General features: G+C 54.4%; 12 protein-coding genes. 6 read left to right on the top strand and 6 right to left on the bottom strand.

Annotation, left to right across the window (positions count from 1 at the left end; genetic code table 11):
* Nucleotides 1–65: 65 nt before the first annotated feature.
* A complete protein-coding gene (locus AC2FC2_RS13680; protein WP_490659388.1) occupies nucleotides 66–1,139 on the top strand; it encodes an aminopeptidase in 1,074 nt (357 codons plus the stop codon).
* A 60-nt stretch (nucleotides 1,140–1,199) separates the two neighbouring features.
* On the opposite strand, the gene AC2FC2_RS13675 is transcribed toward AC2FC2_RS13680, so the two are convergent.
* The 3 genes from AC2FC2_RS13675 to cysJ all read right to left on the bottom strand — a co-directional run bounded on the left by AC2FC2_RS13675 (nucleotide 1,200) and on the right by cysJ (nucleotide 5,568).
* The gene (locus AC2FC2_RS13675) at nucleotides 1,200–1,934 is read right to left on the bottom strand and encodes a phosphoadenylyl-sulfate reductase (protein ID WP_209635169.1); all 735 of its coding nucleotides are present in this window, start codon (nucleotides 1,932–1,934) and stop codon (nucleotides 1,200–1,202) included.
* A gap of 119 nt (nucleotides 1,935–2,053) precedes the next feature.
* On the bottom strand, nucleotides 2,054–3,769 hold the full coding sequence (gene cysI, locus AC2FC2_RS13670; RefSeq protein WP_209635167.1) for an assimilatory sulfite reductase (NADPH) hemoprotein subunit: 1,716 nt from the start codon (nucleotides 3,767–3,769) through the stop codon (nucleotides 2,054–2,056).
* Nucleotides 3,769–5,568 (bottom strand): NADPH-dependent assimilatory sulfite reductase flavoprotein subunit, encoded by a 1,800-nt coding sequence (gene cysJ, locus AC2FC2_RS13665; protein WP_209635165.1) that lies wholly within the window; start codon nucleotides 5,566–5,568, stop codon nucleotides 3,769–3,771. The genes cysI and cysJ overlap by 1 nt, the downstream gene beginning before the upstream one ends.
* 437 nt (nucleotides 5,569–6,005) lie before the next feature.
* Here cysJ and queD point away from each other — a divergent pair, with 437 nt between their 5' ends.
* The gene (queD, locus tag AC2FC2_RS13660; RefSeq protein WP_209635163.1) at nucleotides 6,006–6,365 is read left to right on the top strand and encodes a 6-carboxytetrahydropterin synthase QueD; all 360 of its coding nucleotides are present in this window, start codon (nucleotides 6,006–6,008) and stop codon (nucleotides 6,363–6,365) included.
* Nucleotides 6,366–6,504: 139 nt separating this feature from the next.
* Here queD and queE read toward each other — a convergent pair whose 3' ends face one another.
* Entirely contained in the window at nucleotides 6,505–7,176 is a 672-nt protein-coding gene (gene queE / locus AC2FC2_RS13655) for a 7-carboxy-7-deazaguanine synthase QueE (RefSeq protein WP_209635162.1), read from the bottom strand.
* 324 nt (nucleotides 7,177–7,500) lie between these two features.
* Here queE and AC2FC2_RS13650 point away from each other — a divergent pair, with 324 nt between their 5' ends.
* The 4 genes from AC2FC2_RS13650 (at nucleotide 7,501) to AC2FC2_RS13635 (ending at nucleotide 14,050) form a co-directional block, all read left to right on the top strand.
* Complete coding sequence (locus AC2FC2_RS13650; RefSeq protein WP_209635160.1) at nucleotides 7,501–8,847, top strand: MFS transporter; 1,347 nt, start codon at nucleotides 7,501–7,503, stop codon at nucleotides 8,845–8,847.
* A 484-nt stretch (nucleotides 8,848–9,331) separates the two neighbouring features.
* Nucleotides 9,332–11,023 (top strand): urocanate hydratase, encoded by a 1,692-nt coding sequence (gene hutU, locus AC2FC2_RS13645; protein WP_037424785.1) that lies wholly within the window; start codon nucleotides 9,332–9,334, stop codon nucleotides 11,021–11,023.
* Complete coding sequence (hutH, locus tag AC2FC2_RS13640) at nucleotides 11,020–12,555, top strand: histidine ammonia-lyase (RefSeq protein WP_265555775.1); 1,536 nt, start codon at nucleotides 11,020–11,022, stop codon at nucleotides 12,553–12,555. Before hutU ends, hutH begins: the two co-directional genes overlap by 4 nt.
* A gap of 100 nt (nucleotides 12,556–12,655) precedes the next feature.
* Nucleotides 12,656–14,050, top strand: coding sequence for an amino acid permease (locus AC2FC2_RS13635; RefSeq protein ID WP_490659387.1), 1,395 nt, complete (start codon nucleotides 12,656–12,658; stop codon nucleotides 14,048–14,050).
* A 107-nt stretch (nucleotides 14,051–14,157) separates the two neighbouring features.
* Here AC2FC2_RS13635 and eno read toward each other — a convergent pair whose 3' ends face one another.
* Together eno and pyrG are read right to left on the bottom strand one after the other, a co-directional pair.
* Nucleotides 14,158–15,453, bottom strand: a complete 1,296-nt coding sequence (eno, locus tag AC2FC2_RS13630) for a phosphopyruvate hydratase (protein WP_209635150.1) — start codon at nucleotides 15,451–15,453, stop codon at nucleotides 14,158–14,160.
* Nucleotides 15,454–15,659: 206 nt separating this feature from the next.
* A complete protein-coding gene (gene pyrG, locus AC2FC2_RS13625) occupies nucleotides 15,660–17,297 on the bottom strand; it encodes a glutamine hydrolyzing CTP synthase (RefSeq protein WP_209635148.1) in 1,638 nt (545 codons plus the stop codon).
* Nucleotides 17,298–17,432: the final 135 nt, after the last annotated feature.

Here is a 17,432-nt window from a genome sequence, read left to right as displayed (position 1 = left end):
GCGTCTCATACTGGACACCGCAATAAATAATCGGTCTCACCGATATCAAAGAAGGATTTTTCGGTATGTTTTCCCGTTTTAATCTGAAAACCGGCCTGCTGGTAGCGGTGCTCGGCGGTGTTTTCAGCGTTTCGGCTGCCGCTCAGTCTGCAAAGGACGCCCCGATGGGCAAATTTGCCGCTGACCAGATCCGTCACATTGCCACCTATTTCCCCGGCCGCATGGCGGGCAGCCCGGCGGAATTGCTCACCGCAGACTATCTGAAGCAGCAGTTCAGCAAAATGGGCTATCAGAGCGACATCCGCAGTTTCAATACCCGCTACATCTACACCAGCAAAGACGGCAAAAAGAACTGGAATAACGTCACCGCCAGTTCAGTGATCGCCGCGAAAAATGGCAGCAGCCCGCAACAAATTCTGATCGTGGCACATTTTGATACCTATACGCCGCAAAGCGACGCGGACCTGGATAACAACCTCGGTGGATTGACGCTACAGGGCGTCGATGACAATGCTTCTGGCGTCGGTGTGATGCTGGAGTTGGCAGAGCGTCTGAAGAATATTCCCACGGCGTACGGTCTGCGCTTTGTCGCTACCAGCGCAGAAGAAATTGGCTCGCAAGGCGCACAGAACTATCTGCAGCGCATGAGTCCCGAGGAAAAACGCAACACGGTGCTAGTGATTAACCTCGACAGCCTGATTACAGGCGATCGCCTGTACTTCAATGCAGGTCTCAAAACGCCGCCGAAAATGGCGAAGCAGAGCCGCGATCGCGCGCTGGACATTGCCCACCGCTACGGTATCGCCGCCGCCACTAACCCAGGCAGCAAGACGCACCCGAAAGGCACCGGCTGTTGCTCCGATCAGGACGTATTTGATAAAGCCGGTATTCCCGTGCTGGCCGTCGAAGCCACCAACTGGTCGCTGGGCGATAAAGACGGTTATCAGCAGCGTGCCGTCAGCCCGCACTTCCCGCAGGGCATGAGCTGGCACCGCCCACAATACGATAACCTGCAATACCTGGAGCGTAATTTACCAGGACGGATCGACAAGCGCAGTCGCGAGAGCGTGCAGATCCTGCTGCCGCTGATCAAAGAGCTGGCACAGGCGCACCCGGTGAAAGTGCCAAAGAAAAAATAGCCCCCACCGAAACAATAAGGGCCCAGCACATGCTGAGCCCTTGGCGGGTTGCTGACGGCATTAGCCTTCGTGCAAACCGCACTCACGCTTCAGGCCAAAGAAGCGCGTTTCTTCCTCGCTCATCCCCGGTTCCCATTTCTGCGTCGTGTGAGTATCCCCGACAGACAGATAACCTTGTTCCCACAACGGGTGGTAACTCAGGCCGTGTTCGGTCAAGTATTGATAAATCTTGCGGTTATCCCAGTCGATAATCGGCAAAATTTTGAATACCCCACGCTGTACGGCTAACACCGGCAAGTTGGCACGACTACCCGATTGTTCCCGGCGCAACCCTGCAAACCAAGTCTGTCCACCCAGGGTTTCCAGCGCACGGTTCATCGGCTCAACTTTGTTGAGCTGGTTATACTTCTCGATGCCCTCGACGCCCTGCTCCCACAGTTTGCCGTAGCGCGCTTCCTGCCAGGCAGGCGATTGTTCGGCGCGGAATACCTGTAGATTCAGCTTCAGTTTGTCGGTCAACTGATCGATAAACTGATAGGTCTCTGGGAACAGATAGCCGGTATCAGTGAGGATCACGGGAATATCCGGTTTGATCTTGGTCACCAGATGCAGGCATACCGCCGCCTGAATACCAAAGCTTGAAGAGAGCACAAACTCGCCAGGCAGATGCTCCAGTGCCCATTCCACTCGTTGCTCGGCGGAAAGGGTTTCCAACTGACCATTAACGACAGCCAGTGCCAATGCTTGCCCAGATTTGGGCAGCGCATTCAGCTCTGCCAGATTGAATTCAGCCATGTTGTCTGCCTCCTGATTCTTGAATCCTATACCCGTCATACTTGATGTTGCGTCTGAGTGGGTTGCGTTCACTTACCCGGTTGATGCAACACCCAGTATTTAGGGTATAACTCGCTCACTCAGTCCCAGAAATCCTGCGCCGGATCAACCACCGGCTTGACCACACCGGCGCGGATGGTGAAGTCACCAAAACCTTCCCCCGCCTTGCGTTCTGTGGCCCAGCGGCCCACCAGTTGGTCAATCTCTCGCAGAATTTCTTCTTCGTTAATATTTTCACGGTACATGCGCGGAATGCGTGTGCCTTCCCGGTTGCCGCCCAGATGCAGGTTATAGCGACCAACCGCTTTACCCACCAGGCCAATTTCCGCCAGCAGCGCACGGCCGCAACCGTTCGGGCAACCGGTGATGCGCAATACAATATGCTCATCGCCTACGCCGTGCCGATGCAGGATCCCTTCGACCTTGGTAACAAACTCCGGCAGGAAGCGCTCCGCCTCTGCCATTGCGAGTGGGCAGGTCGGGAAGGAGACACAGGCCATCGAATTTTGACGCTGAACGCTGATACCATCGTCGATCAGACCATGATCCCGCGCCACAGCTTCGATCTTCTCCTTTTCGCTTTCCGGCACGCCAGCAACGATCAGGTTCTGGTTAGCGGTCAGACGGAAATCGCCTTTGTGGATCCTGGCGATCTCGGCAATGCCGGTTTTCAGCGGACGCCCCGGATAGTCCAACAGGCGACCGTTCTCGATAAACAGCGTCAGGTGCCATTGGTTATCAATGCCTTTCACCCAGCCAATACGATCACCGCGGCCGGTGAATTCATACGGGCGGATCGGCTCAAAGGTGATACCGGCGCGTTTTTCCACTTCGGCGCGGAACGTATCAACCCCGACGCGTTCCAGGGTGTATTTGGTTTTGGCATTTTTGCGATCGGTACGGTTACCCCAGTCACGTTGGGTGGTCACCACCGCCTCGGCAACGGCCAACGTATGTTCCAACGGGATATAGCCGAACTCACTGGCCTGGCGTGCATAGGTTTTCTTGTTGCCGTGTTCAATCGACAGGCCACCGCCCACCAGTAGGTTGAAGCCCACCAGCTTGCCATGTTTGGCGATCGCGACAAAGTTCATGTCGTTGGCATGCAGATCGACATCGTTTTGCGGCGGGATCACCACCGTCGTTTTGAACTTGCGCGGCAGATAGGTCGCCCCGAGGATCGGTTCTTCGTCGGTTGTCGCCACTTTTTCCTGATCCAGCCATACTTCCGCATAGGCACGGGTACGGGGTAACAGGTGTTCAGAAATCTTCTTCGCCCACTCGTAGGCTTCTTGATGCAGCTCGGACTCCACCGGGTTAGAGGTACAGAGCACGTTGCGGTTAACGTCGTTAGCGGTCGCCAGCGCGTCCAACCCCAAACGGCTCAACAGTTGGTGAACCGGTTTAACGTTGCCCTTCACAATGCCATGGAACTGGAAGGTCTGACGGTTAGTAATACGAATGCTGCCGTACAAGGTGCTTTCCTGTGCGAACTTATCAATGCCCAGCCACTGCTGCGGAGAGATAATGCCCCCCGGCAGACGGCAGCGCAGCATCATCGCGTGGCGCGGTTCCAGCTTCTGCTCGGCACGTTCGGCGCGAATATCGCGGTCATCCTGTTGGTACATGCCGTGAAAACGGATCAGCAGGAAGTTGTCGCCGGTAAAACCGCCGGTCAGGCCGTCCTTTAAATCTTCAGCGATGGTGCCGCGTAAGAAGTTACTTTCTTTCTTCAAACGCTCGGCATCGGCCAATTTGCCTTCAACCACCAGAGGCCCCGGGTGTTTATCACTCATCAGTAAACATCTCGCTGATAACGGCGCTCAAGGCGCAGCTCACTTAAAAATTCATCCGCCAGCTCGGTATCCATGCCACCGTGCTCGGCCACCAGTTCCAGTAATGTGTTTTCCACGTCTTTCGCCATGCGGTTCGCATCACCACAGACGTAAATGTGCGCGCCTTCCTGGATCCAGCGCCACACCTCTGCGCCCTGTTCGCGCAGCTTATCTTGTACGTAAACTTTATGTTGTTGGTCGCGCGACCAAGCCAGATCAATGCGGGTCAGTAAGCCATCCTTCACATAACGCTGCCATTCGACCTGATACAGGAAATCCTCAGTAAAGTGCGGATTGCCAAAGAACAACCAGTTCTTGCCACCGGCACCGTCAGCGTCTCGTTGTTGCATAAAGGCGCGGAACGGCGCAATGCCAGTACCAGGACCAATCATGATGACTGGCGTTTCCGGGTTAGCCGGCAGACGGAAGTTATCGTTATGCTCAATGAAAACCCGCACATCGCCGTCTTCTTCCAGGCGATCGGCCAGGAAACTGGAGGCGCCACCGGCACGGGCACGACCATTGATGTCGTAACGCACCACGCCCACGGTAACGTGGACTTCGTTTTCGTTCTCGGCCTGCGAGGAAGCAATGGAGTACAGGCGCGGCGTCAGCGGACGCAGCAGACCAATCAACTGTTCGGCGTTGAGATCGGCCGGGGCCTGACGCACCATGTCAACAATCGGCGTGTTGTGCGCGTAATGCTGCAACGCAGCTTTATCCGCCAGCAGGCCAATCAATTTCTCGTCGCGCGACAGGGCCGCGTATTTGTCGACGATCAGTGTGGTGTTCTGCGTCAGTTCAAAATGGCTGCGCAATGCGTGCGAAAGCGGCAACGTTTTACCCTCGACGTCCACCGGTTCGTCGCCTTTCAGCCACAGCAGTTGCACCAATTCCTCGACCAGCGCGGGGTCATTATCGAACCACACACCCAGAGCATCACCCGGCCGGTAACGCAGGCCAGAATCACCCAAGTCGATCTCGATATGGCGAACATCTTTATCGGACGCACGGCCCGTAATTTTTTGCTTCACCGCCAATTGTGCAGTCAGTGGCTGTTCCTTGCTGTACGGGCTGCTATCAAGCAGATCGACAGCACCGCTGGCCAGTACCCCCGGCGCCGCATTTTCAGCCGGAGCGCGCGCTTTCAGTACTTCCACAACCTGTTTGCGCCAGGCGGCAGCCAGTTCCTGATATTCCACATCGGCGTCAACCCGTTCGACCAGGCGCTCAGCACCCAATTCGGCCAGTTTGCTGTCGAAGTCTTTGCCCGATTGGCAGAAGTTCTCATAGGACGTATCCCCCAATCCGAATACCGCAAATGCGGTCTCGTTAAGCTTGGGCGCTTTCTTTGAGAACAAGAATTTGTGCAGTGCCACTGCCTCTTCCGCTGGCTCGCCTTCCCCCTGTGTGGAGGCGACAATCACCAACAAACGTTCTTGGGCAATTTGCTTGAATTTGTAGTCCCCGGCATTCACCAGGGTGACGCTCAATTTGGCAGCCAACAGATCGTCACGCAACTGTTCGGCCAGACGGCGTGCATTGCCGGTCTGCGACGCGGAAATCAGCGTGATACTGGCGGCGGCAGAAGCCACCGGCGCAATAGCTACGGCACCAGGCTGTTGATTAACCATTCCCCAGAAATAACCTGACAGCCACGCCAGCTGCGTTGGTGAATATTCACCAATCGTCGCCTGCAGGCGCGCCAGCTGTTCGGGCGTCAGCGGGAGCAAAGATGTTGGAGGAACCTGAGTCGTCATTGCGGTACTTATTTCCTATACTTGGCACCTATGCAGCCAGGTGCTCGCCAGTGTCAGTCGCTGTCTTTTCGTTCAGTCTGCGATCCTGAAAAGATCAGGAGAGTTTGTAAGGTTACCGAGCAGATTAGCAACGATTAAATAAGGGATAGCAATAAATAATAACTAAAATGACTAAGCTGTTTTTCTGGTAAGCCATAACGATTAAAGCGTTAAAGAAGGATTTTTATCCCTATGAAAACAAGCGTCTTTTTTTGACGTTTATTGAATGAATCGCATTTACCGCTCATTACTCCAATCGATAGGTCTGACTCAGACCAAACAAAAAAAGTGTTAATGCGACTTTTTCAGCACGACCCGTAGACTAAAGCGGTATAAATGGCAAGCAAGCTCCGTTTCCGGTAAACTTCGGCGGTTTTTGAGTCAATGAGGCCGTAATAATGGCAACCACGCTGTTTAAAGATTTTCAGTTTGAAGCCGCACATCGCCTGCCGAACGTAGCGGAGGGCCATAAGTGCGGCCGTCTGCACGGGCATTCGTTTATGGTGCGTCTGGAAGTGACCGGTGAAGTAGATGCTCACACCGGTTGGGTGATGGATTTCGCCGAGCTTAAAGCCGTGTTCTCCCCGATTTGGGAGCGCTTGGATCACCACTATCTGAACGATATTCCAGGATTGGAAAATCCCACCAGCGAAGTCCTAGCCGCCTGGATCTGGCAGCAGCTCAAACCCCAGTTGCCGGAACTGACTGCGGTGATGGTGAAAGAGACTTGTACCGCAGGATGCGTATATAAAGGCTGAGTTCCTTCATACTTGAAGTGGCATCGGTGTTGGCTGCGCTCACTCACCCGAATCACTGACCCATGTCAGCTCATCGGGCGTCGTTTGCTGTCTGCCTTGATGCCACTCCCATTATTTTGGAGATCGGGTTTAACCGTTCTTAAGCAATATTCAAATACTTATGCGTCTGCATCGACAAGCGCCAGTTGCGCGCTATACAGGTTTCAATGCACAGGCGCGTCGCCTCTTCCTTTTGACTGATCGGCTGTAACGCAATAATCCGCGGTTTTTCATCGTGCAGCGTTGCCAGCAGCGCATCCAGAGCTTCAATATCACGCTCGCGTCCCACTGGGTGCTTCACTTCATCAGCACGCTGCAAAGCCTGATCCAACACCTTCATGCCGCCGCGCATATTCACTTTGGGGGAAACCGTCACCCAGGTTTTCGCCGAGCATTGGATCTCATGGGTGCCACTGGTTTCAATCTGGCAGCCGTAGCCGTTATCTTCCAGCAATTGGGTCAGCGGGACGAGATCGTAAATACAAGGCTCACCACCGGTGATCACTACATGGCGTGCGGTATAGCCCTGCTGGCGCATCACCCCCAGCAACTGTTCGGCACTGGCACTGCCCCAGGCGTCGCTTTCTTCGGTTTTTACCAAGATCCGCTGCATGTCGACTTCCCGATTGGCTTCCTTTTCCCAGGTATGTTTGGTGTCGCACCAGCTGCATCCTACCGGGCAGCCCTGCAGGCGAATGAAAATGGCCGGAACGCCGGTGAAAAAGCCTTCGCCCTGCAAGGTTTGGAACATTTCATTAATCGGGTACTGCATCGGTTTCTCAATCTGGAAAGGTAAAACGCGATTATCGCAGATTCCGGCCCGGCGACCAAACGGGCAAAATTGTATTAAATTTTATCCTCAGCAGCGCAAGCAGCATATCTCACCGGTTATGACCTTCATTTAATTCACTTACAGAGAAACCTTCATCGATCGGCGGTGTTAGCTGCTTCGCAAAAAACAACACCAATGCAACAAATAAGATAAATATATTTGACATAATGCGTTGACATGCAGATGTATATACAAGCAAACACAAGCCGGGCAACAGTTCCGGCAAGGTATTTATCACAATCACATCTGCGTTAAGAGGGTGCCATGGCTCATTCCACCGAGTTGAATATTCAGCAGGCCATCGACGACAGCAAATTCTCGCTGTTTCACTGGACCTTGATCATTTTGGGATTCCTGATTCTGGCCATTGATGGCTTTGACACTGCGGCAATGGGGTATATCGCCCCTTCGGTCGCCAAAGACTGGGGCATTGTGAAACAGGATCTCGGCCCCGTGCTCAGCGCCGCGCTGTTGGGTCTGTCCCTTGGCGCATTGGTTGCCGGCCCTATTTCAGATCGCATTGGTCGCAAACGCGTATTGGTGTTTTCTTGCCTGTTTTTCGGCCTGTCGAGCCTGGCGACTGCCTATGCCGGCTCACTCAATAGCCTGACGCTGTGGCGCTTTCTGACCGGCCTGGGGCTAGGTGCAGCCATGCCGAACGCCATCACACTGATTTCTGAATATGCACCGCAACGCTGCCGTTCATTGGCGATTAACACCATGTACTGCGGCTTCCCGCTGGGTGCTGCCGGTGGCGGTGCGATTTCATCATGGCTTATTCCAGCCTACGGCTGGCACAGCGTGCTACTTCTGGGGGCCATCGCGCCGTTGGTACTGACCCTGCTGCTAATTCTGTTCTTGCCGGAATCGGTGAAATACATGGTTAACCGCGGTAAGGATGTGGCAAAAATCAAACGCATCGCCCAACGCTTTGTCAGCCAGGATCTCGACAAGGTATCGCGTTTCTACCTGTATGAAGAGAAGCTGGCACAGTCAAAAACCAGCGTCGGGCTGCTGTTCACCCGCCCTTATCTGACCGGTACGCTGATGCTGTGGCTGACCTACTTTATGGGCCTGGTGATTTATTACGTGCTACTGAGCTGGATGCCGATCCTGATGCAGGGGCTGGGTTATCAGTTGGAGCAGTCAGCGATCCTGACATCGCTGTTCACCTTCGGCGGTACCCTCGGCATTCTGGTCGCCGGCTGGCTGATGGATCGCTGGAACGCCCACAAAGTGGTGTCGAGCGGCTTTGTCATTACGGCCCTGTTGATTGTGGCAATGGCGACCGAAGACAGCCATATCGTGTTACTGGGTACCTTTATTTTCCTGATGGGTATCACCATGAATGGCGCACAGTCAGGCTTACAAACGCTGGCAGCTACTTTCTATCCGACCCACAGCCGCGCAACCGGCATTGCCTGGATGCAAGGCATTGGTCGCTTTGGCGGCGTGGCGGGTACCATGATGGGCGCGCAGCTACTGGCCATGCAGTGGGAAGTACAAAGTATTTTGATGTTCCTGTGCGTACCGGCGTTGATCGCGGCTATCGCCACAGTATTCAAAATGACCCGTCGAACGGTGTTACAACCTGCTGAAAAAACCGCATAAGGCTAAATCGATAGGGCCGGGCATCTTCACCCCTATTTAACTCATGGATTATGCGACAAGGCGCAGCATGCAGCGCCCCTGACACGAAACAAAAAAACCGGTTGCTAACGGCCTCACGCCCGCCATTTGGCGGGCTTTTTGCTTTCAGCGATAGGACTTTTTTATCGCTCGCCCTAACTTGTAATAGGTATGTAAAATTATTGTGATTTGACGCTCAAAATTGACCCATTTTTAATTCATTTTTGTTGAATAGCTCACTGTTCTTCCGTACCTTCCTGATGAATTTACCCCCTACAAAATAAATATATTATTGATTAAAAACACAAATAACTTTCTCTTATGCCATTTTCGTCATCCACTGGTCGGTGTTGCATATGCTTGTACATACAAGTATATGTTAATAAAACCTACCCATTGTTATGGCGTGGTGATTTACCCCCACCGCACCATGGGATCTGCACCGATACTGTTTGAGGAAAATGCTGTGACTGCAAATAACAAAGTTCGCAATGTCGATGTACGCGCGCCACGCGGCACAAAATTAAATGCAAAAAGCTGGCTGACCGAAGCGCCGTTGCGCATGCTGATGAACAACCTCGATCCGGAAGTCGCGGAGAACCCACATGAGCTGGTGGTGTACGGCGGTATTGGCCGCGCCGCGCGTGACTGGGACTGCTACGACAAAATTGTCGCGACCCTGAAAACCCTGGAAGATGACGAAACACTGCTGGTGCAGTCCGGCAAACCCGTCGGAGTTTTCAAAACTCACAGCAACGCACCACGCGTGCTGATCGCCAACTCCAACCTGGTCCCACACTGGGCGACCTGGGAACACTTTAACGAACTGGACGCCAAGGGTCTGGCGATGTACGGCCAGATGACCGCAGGGAGCTGGATCTACATCGGTAGCCAAGGCATCGTACAAGGCACCTACGAGACCTTCGTAGAAGCAGGTCGCCAGCATTACGACGGCAGCCTGCAAGGCCGCTGGGTGCTGACTGCGGGTTTGGGCGGCATGGGCGGGGCACAACCGCTGGCGGCTACACTGGCCGGAGCCTGTTCACTTAACATCGAATGCCAGCAGAGCCGCATCGATTTCCGTCTGAAAACGCGCTATGTCGATGAGCAAGCGACAGATCTGGACGACGCACTGGCCCGTATCAAAAAATACACAGCCGAAGGGAAAGCCATCTCCATCGCCTTGTGCGGTAACGCAGCCGACATTCTGCCGGAGCTGGTACGCCGCGGCGTACGCCCGGATATGGTCACCGATCAGACCAGCGCCCACGATCCACTGAACGGCTATCTGCCAAAAGGCTGGAGCTGGGAAGAATATCGCCAGCGCGCACAGAGCGAACCCGCGCAGGTGGTCACCGCCGCCAAACAATCTATGGCTGAACATGTAGAAGCTATGCTGGCCTTCCAGAAAATGGGCGTGCCAACCTTCGACTACGGCAACAACATTCGCCAAATGGCGAAAGAAATGGGCGTCAACAACGCCTTCGATTTCCCGGGCTTCGTCCCCGCTTACATTCGCCCCCTGTTCTGTCGCGGCATTGGCCCATTCCGCTGGGCTGCGCTGTCAGGCGATCCACAGGACATCTACAAAACCGACGCGATGGTTAAAGAGTTGATCCCAGATGACGAGCACTTGCACCGCTGGCTGGATATGGCGCGTGAGCGTATCAGCTTCCAGGGCCTGCCGGCGCGTATTTGCTGGGTCGGTTTGGGCCAACGCGCCAAGCTGGGTCTGGCTTTCAACGAGATGGTACGCAGCGGCGAGCTGTCAGCACCTATCGTGATTGGTCGTGACCATCTGGACTCTGGCTCCGTCGCCAGCCCGAACCGCGAAACAGAATCGATGAAAGACGGCTCAGACGCCGTATCTGACTGGCCATTGCTCAACGCCCTGTTGAACACTGCAAGCGGCGCAACCTGGGTTTCTCTGCACCATGGCGGCGGCGTTGGCATGGGCTTCTCACAGCATTCAGGTATGGTTATCGTTTGCGACGGCACCGATGAAGCTGCCGAACGTATCGCCCGTGTATTGCACAATGATCCCGCCACCGGCGTGATGCGTCATGCCGATGCCGGTTACGACATCGCCATTGAATGCGCCCGCGAGCAAGGTTTGAACCTGCCGATGGTAGCTGCGACTCAAGGAGACAAAGCATGAAAGCGCTAACTATCCGCCCTGGCCAACTGACACTGGCGCAATTGCGTGAAATTTATCAACACCCGGTAACCCTGACGCTGGACGACAATGCTTACGCAGATATCCAGAAAAGCGTTGCCTGCGTTGAGCGTATTGTTGAGGAAAACCGTACCACATACGGTATTAACACCGGTTTTGGCCTGCTGGCATCCACCCGCATCGCCCGCGAAGACCTGGAAGATTTGCAGCGTTCGATCGTGTTATCCCACGCCGCCGGCGTTGGTGCGCCCACCGACGACAATCTGGTGCGCCTGATCATGGTGCTGAAAATCAATAGCCTGTCGCGCGGCTTCTCTGGCATTCGCCTGGAAGTGATCCAGGCGTTGATGGCACTGGTCAATGCCGAAGTGTATCCGCATATCCCACTCAAAGGTTCCGTGGGCGCATCAGGCGACCTGGCACCCTTGGCACACATGAGTCTGGTGCTGTTGGGCGAAGGCAAGGCGCGTTATCAGGGCGAATGGCTACCTGCCACTGAAGCGCTGGCTAAAGCGGGCCTGAAGCCGCTGACGCTGGCAGCAAAAGAAGGCCTGGCGCTGCTGAACGGTACTCAGGTCTCCGCTGCCTTTGCGCTGCGTGGCCTGTTTGACGTTGAAGATCTGTATGCCGCAGCGACTGTCACCGGCAGTCTGACGGTGGAAGCCGCGCTGGGCTCACGCAGCCCGTTTGATGCACGCATCCATGCCGTACGTGGGCAACGCGGCCAGATCGACGCCGCATCAGCCTACCGCCACTTGCTGGGCGAGCGCAGCGAAGTGTCTGATTCACACCGCAACTGTGAGAAAGTGCAGGATCCGTACTCCCTGCGCTGCCAGCCTCAGGTTATGGGCGCCTGCCTGACGCAAATTCGCCAGGCCGCCGAAGTGCTGGAAATCGAAGCCAATGCGGTGTCCGACAACCCACTTGTCTTTGCCGAACAGGGCGACGTGCTGTCCGGTGGCAACTTCCATGCCGAACCTGTCGCGATGGCCGCTGACAATCTGGCGCTGGCATTTGCCGAAATCGGCTCGCTGTCCGAACGTCGCATTTCATTGATGATGGATAAACACATGTCACAACTGCCACCGTTCCTGGTGGACAACGGCGGTGTGAACTCCGGCTTTATGATTGCCCAGGTTACCGCCGCGGCGCTGACCAGCGAGAACAAAGCGCTGGCGCATCCGGCAAGCGTCGACAGTATCCCGACGTCTGCCAACCAGGAAGATCATGTGTCTATGGCGCCGGCGGCGGGCCGTCGCCTGTGGGAAATGGCAGATAACGTTCGCGGCATTCTGGCCGTTGAGTGGCTGGCTGCCTGTCAGGGGTTAGACCTGCGCAAAGGCTTGAAAACCAGCGAAAGTCTGGAACAGGCACGCCGCGTATTACGTGAGCAGGTCAGTTACTACGACAAGGACCGTTTCTTCGCCCCTGACATTGAAGCTGCCAGCCTGCTGTTGGCAGCCGGTCATCTGACCTCACTGATGCCTGCAGCACTGCTGCCTAGCCAAGCATAAATAAAACCTATCACGCAGTTTGTTCTGTCCCACCGGGTGCGTTCCACCCGGTGCGGATAGCGCGTGCCTGCTCTGCCGTAAAAACGTGACGGGAAGCAACATGCATAACGAAAAAACACAACTCAGACGCGGACTAAACGCGCGACATATCCGCTTTATGGCGCTCGGATCAGCCATCGGTACCGGCCTGTTCTACGGCTCTGCCGGGGCAATCCAACTGGCTGGCCCTGCTGTGCTACTGGCCTATCTGGTAGGCGGTGCAGCCGTATTTATGGTGATGCGCGCACTGGGTGAAATGGCGGTGCATCAACCGGTGTCCGGTTCATTCGGCCATTACGCCAGCCACTACCTTGGCCCGCTGGCCGGCTTCCTCACCGGCTGGACTTATACCTTCGAAATGGTGATCGTCGCTCTCGCGGACGTGACCGCCTTCGGCATCTATATGGGGCTGTGGTTCCCTGACGTCGCACAATGGGTCTGGGTGCTCAGCATTATCATGTTTATCGGCGCACTCAACCTATGCAGTGTGAAAGTGTTCGGCGAAATGGAGTTCTGGCTGTCGTTGATCAAGGTCGCAGCGATTGTGGCAATGATCGTCGGTGGTGCGGCGGTGATGCTGTTTGGCTTCGGTCAGACCCAGCATGCCACCGGCCTCAGTAACCTGTGGCAACACGGCGGCTTTATGCCTAACGGCATCGGCGGCGTGGTCGCATCGCTAGCGGTGGTGATGTTTGCCTTCGGCGGCATTGAAATCATCGGTATCACGGCCAGCGAGGCAAAAGACCCGGCGAAAGTGTTACCAAAGGCGATTAATGCCGTGCCGATTCGTATTCTGCTGTTCTATGTACTGACGCTGCTGGTACTGATGGCTATCTATCCGTGGAACAGCATCGGCCAAAACGGCAGCCCGTTTGTTGAGATCTTCAGCAATCTGGGTATTAGCTCTGCCGCCAACGTCCTGAACGTTGTGGTGATCACTGCCGCCATTTCCGCCATTAACAGCGATATCTTCGGCGCAGGCCGCATGATGTACGGCATGGCACAGGATGGCCAAGCACCAAAAAGTTTCTCTAAACTGACCTCCAGCGGCGTGCCTTGGATGACGGTGTTGGTGATGTCAATCGCCCTGCTGCTGGGTGTGGTACTCAACTACCTGATCCCAAAACAGGTATTTATGATCATCGCCTCCATCGCGACCTTCGCCACTGTCTGGGTATGGTTGATGATCCTGCTGTCGCAGATAGCCATGCGCCGCACATTGTCACCACAGGAGGTCAGTAAGCTGAGCTTCCCAGTGCCGTGGTGGCCAGTCGCCCCCGCGCTGGCGACGCTATTTATGCTGTTCGTCATCGGCCTGCTCGGTTACTTCGAAGACAGCCGCATTGCCCTGTACGTTGGGCTGGTGTGGGTGGCATTCCTTACTGTGGCTTACTGGTTGTGGGTGCGTAAAAAAGGCGGGGGTTCACCTGCCACTACTGCAACACAAAACACCTAAGTGCATGATGTCATTGAACTGCCTGGCTGAAGCCAACAGCCGCAGTAAAATAGGTATAAAAAAACCCGCCGTAGCGGGTTTTTATTTAGCAACGAATCAAACCGTAATTACTGACCTTTAACTTCTTTCAGGCCATTGAACGGCGCGCGTGAACCCAGCGCTTCTTCGATACGGATCAGTTGGTTGTATTTAGCAACGCGGTCAGAACGGCTCATAGAACCGGTTTTGATCTGGCCAGCCGCAGTACCAACCGCCAGGTCAGCGATGGTTGCGTCTTCAGTTTCACCTGAACGGTGAGAGATCACCGCGGTGTAACCTGCGTCTTTAGCCATCTTGATAGCAGCCAGAGTTTCGGTCAGGGAACCGATCTGGTTGAATTTGATCAGGATGGAGTTAGCGATGCCTTTCTCGATGCCTTCTTTCAGGATCTTGGTGTTGGTTACGAACAGATCGTCACCAACCAGCTGGATTTTGTCGCCCAGCACTTTGGTCTGGTATGCGAAACCATCCCAGTCAGATTCGTCCAGGCCGTCTTCGATAGACACGATTGGATATTGCTTGGTCAGGTCTTCCAGGAAGTGAGTGAACTCTTCGGAAGTGAAGGCTTTGTTGCCTTCGCCAGCCAGCACATATTTGCCGTCTTTGTAGAACTCAGAGGCTGCACAGTCCATCGCCAGGGTAACGTCTTTACCCAGTTCGTAGCCTGCCGCTTTTACCGCTTCAGCGATAACAGCCAGCGCTTCGGCATTAGAACCCAGGTTTGGCGCATAGCCGCCTTCGTCGCCTACTGCAGTGTTCATGCCTTTGGCTTTCAGTACTTTCGCCAGGTGATGGAACACTTCAGAACCGATACGTACCGCTTCTTTCAGGGTTTTCGCGCCAACCGGCTGAATCATGAATTCCTGAATGTCGACGTTGTTGTCAGCGTGCTCGCCGCCGTTGATGATGTTCATCATAGGCAGTGGCATAGAGAATTTGCCTGGGGTGCCGTTCAGCTCAGCGATGTGCTCATACAGTGGCATACCTTTGGAAGCCGCAGCCGCTTTAGCCGCAGCCAGGGAAACCGCCAGAATGGCGTTAGCACCGAATTGGGATTTGTTTTCAGTGCCGTCCAGGTCGATCATGATTTTATCGATGTTAGCCTGGTCTTTGGCGTCTTTACCCAGTACTGCCTGAGCAATCGGGCCATTTACTGCAGCAACGGCTTTCAGTACGCCTTTACCCAGGAAACGAGACTTGTCACCGTCACGCAGTTCCAGTGCTTCACGGGAACCGGTAGAAGCACCTGACGGCGCAGCAGCCAGACCTACGAAACCGCCTTCCAGATGCACTTCGGCTTCAACAGTCGGGTTACCGCGGGAGTCGATGATTTCACGACCGATGACTTTAACGATTTTGGACATTAGGTTTTCCTCAGTACAAGTTAAACTAAAACTCCAGACAAACAGCGCGCGGTATACCCTTCATACTTGAAGCTGCATCGGTGTTGGCTACGTTCATTCACCCGAATCACTCACTTGTGTCAGTGATTCGGGATTCACTCTCTTGCCACCTTGATGCAACGCCAATTATTTTGGGTAGACATGCCGCGCGCCGCCTACCAAATATTTTATTTCACCTGGCGCTTCTGATACTCACCAGCGGCCTTCACAAAGCCGGCGAACAACGGATGACCATCACGCGGCGTCGAAGTAAATTCCGGGTGGAACTGACAAGCGACGAACCATGGATGATTCGGCAGTTCGATAATCTCAACCAGCTTGTTGTCTGCAGAACGGCCGGCAACCAACAGCCCGGCGGCTTCGATTTGCTTCAACAGCATGTTGTTAACTTCATAACGGTGACGATGGCGTTCAACAATGGTTGGCTCGCCGTACATCTGGCGTACCAGGCTGTTGTCGGTCAGGTGGCATTGCTGACCACCGACACGCATCGTGCCACCCAAATCGCTTTCTTCAGTACGCACTTCGACGTTGCCGTCTTCATCACGCCACTCGGTGATCAACGCCACCACCGGATACTTACAGTCTGGCACAAACTCGGTTGAGTTGGCGTTCTCCATACCCACAACATTGCGGGCGAACTCCATCAGTGCCACTTGCATACCCAGACAGATGCCCAGGTAAGGGATGTTGTTCTCACGCGCATAACGCGCGGTCATCACCTTGCCTTCCACACCACGGTAACCGAAACCACCTGGGATCAGGATAGCATCCAGACCTTTCAGCACTTCTACGCCGCGGGTTTCAACATCCTGCGAATCGATCAGCTTGATGTTCACAGTCAGACGATTTTTCAGGCCACCGTGTTTCAGGGCTTCAATCACCGACTTATAGGCATCTGGCAGTTCGACATATTTGCCGACCATACCAATGGTCACTTCGCCGCCTGGATTGGCTTCTTCGTAAATAACCTGTTCCCATTCGGCCAGGTTCGCTTCCGGCGCGTTGAGGCTGAATCGTTTACAAATATAATCATCAAGACCCTGAGATTTCAAGAGGCCTGGGATTTTATAAATAGAATCAACGTCTTTCAGGGAGATAACGGCTTTTTCCGGCACGTTACAGAAAAGTGCAATTTTTGCACGTTCATTAGCAGGAACTGCGCGATCGGAACGGCAAATCAGCACATCAGGCTGAATACCGATGGAAAGCAGCTCTTTTACGGAATGCTGAGTCGGTTTGGTTTTCACTTCACCGGCAGCGGCCATATACGGCACCAGCGTCAGGTGCATGTACAGCGTGTGTTCACGGCCCACTTCCACAGCCATCTGACGAATGGCTTCCAGGAATGGCAGCGATTCGATATCGCCCACGGTACCGCCGATTTCCACCAACACCACGTCATGGCCTTCGCCACCTTCGAGGATGCGTTCTTTAATCGCGTTGGTGATATGCGGAATAACCTGCACGGTTGCACCCAGATAGTCGCCACGGCGTTCTTTGCGCAGAACGTCGGAGTAAATGCGACCCGTGGTGAAGTTGTTGCGGCGCGACATTTTGGTACGGATGTAGCGCTCGTAGTGACCCAAATCCAGATCGGTTTCTGCGCCGTCTTCGGTGACGAAAACTTCCCCATGCTGAATCGGGCTCATGGTGCCCGGATCCACGTTGATGTACGGGTCCAGTTTCATGATGGTAACGTTGAGGCCACGGGCTTCAAGAATAGCCGCCAGAGAGGCTGCGGCAATGCCTTTACCCAGAGAGGATACGACCCCGCCGGTCACAAAAATATAATTAGTTGTCATGCTGAACCTGAGAGTTTAGGTTTAAAGACGATGGAAGAACCAAGACGGGAAAGTAGTATACCCGAACCTCTTCAGACCTACAAACGATCGTTTTACTGTCCATCATCTCTGTCACCATCAGGAGTTCATCCGGGT

The organism is Serratia sp. CoH_122_TC_1, from assembly GCF_058191755.1.
Note: the sequence above shows the minus strand (reverse complement) of the source record. Positions and strands in the feature narration are given on the sequence as shown.

Coding starts and splice junctions, on each gene's coding strand:
- AC2FC2_RS13680 (WP_490659388.1), top strand. CDS start 66: ATGTTTTCCCGTTTTAATCTGAAAACCGGCCTGCTGGTAGCGGTGCTC.
- AC2FC2_RS13675 (WP_209635169.1), bottom strand. CDS start 1,934: ATGGCTGAATTCAATCTGGCAGAGCTGAATGCGCTGCCCAAATCTGGG.
- cysI (WP_209635167.1), bottom strand. CDS start 3,769: ATGAGTGATAAACACCCGGGGCCTCTGGTGGTTGAAGGCAAATTGGCC.
- cysJ (WP_209635165.1), bottom strand. CDS start 5,568: ATGACGACTCAGGTTCCTCCAACATCTTTGCTCCCGCTGACGCCCGAA.
- queD (WP_209635163.1), top strand. CDS start 6,006: ATGGCAACCACGCTGTTTAAAGATTTTCAGTTTGAAGCCGCACATCGC.
- queE (WP_209635162.1), bottom strand. CDS start 7,176: ATGCAGTACCCGATTAATGAAATGTTCCAAACCTTGCAGGGCGAAGGC.
- AC2FC2_RS13650 (WP_209635160.1), top strand. CDS start 7,501: ATGGCTCATTCCACCGAGTTGAATATTCAGCAGGCCATCGACGACAGC.
- hutH (WP_265555775.1), top strand. CDS start 11,020: ATGAAAGCGCTAACTATCCGCCCTGGCCAACTGACACTGGCGCAATTG.
- AC2FC2_RS13635 (WP_490659387.1), top strand. CDS start 12,656: ATGCATAACGAAAAAACACAACTCAGACGCGGACTAAACGCGCGACAT.
- eno (WP_209635150.1), bottom strand. CDS start 15,453: ATGTCCAAAATCGTTAAAGTCATCGGTCGTGAAATCATCGACTCCCGC.
- pyrG (WP_209635148.1), bottom strand. CDS start 17,297: ATGACAACTAATTATATTTTTGTGACCGGCGGGGTCGTATCCTCTCTG.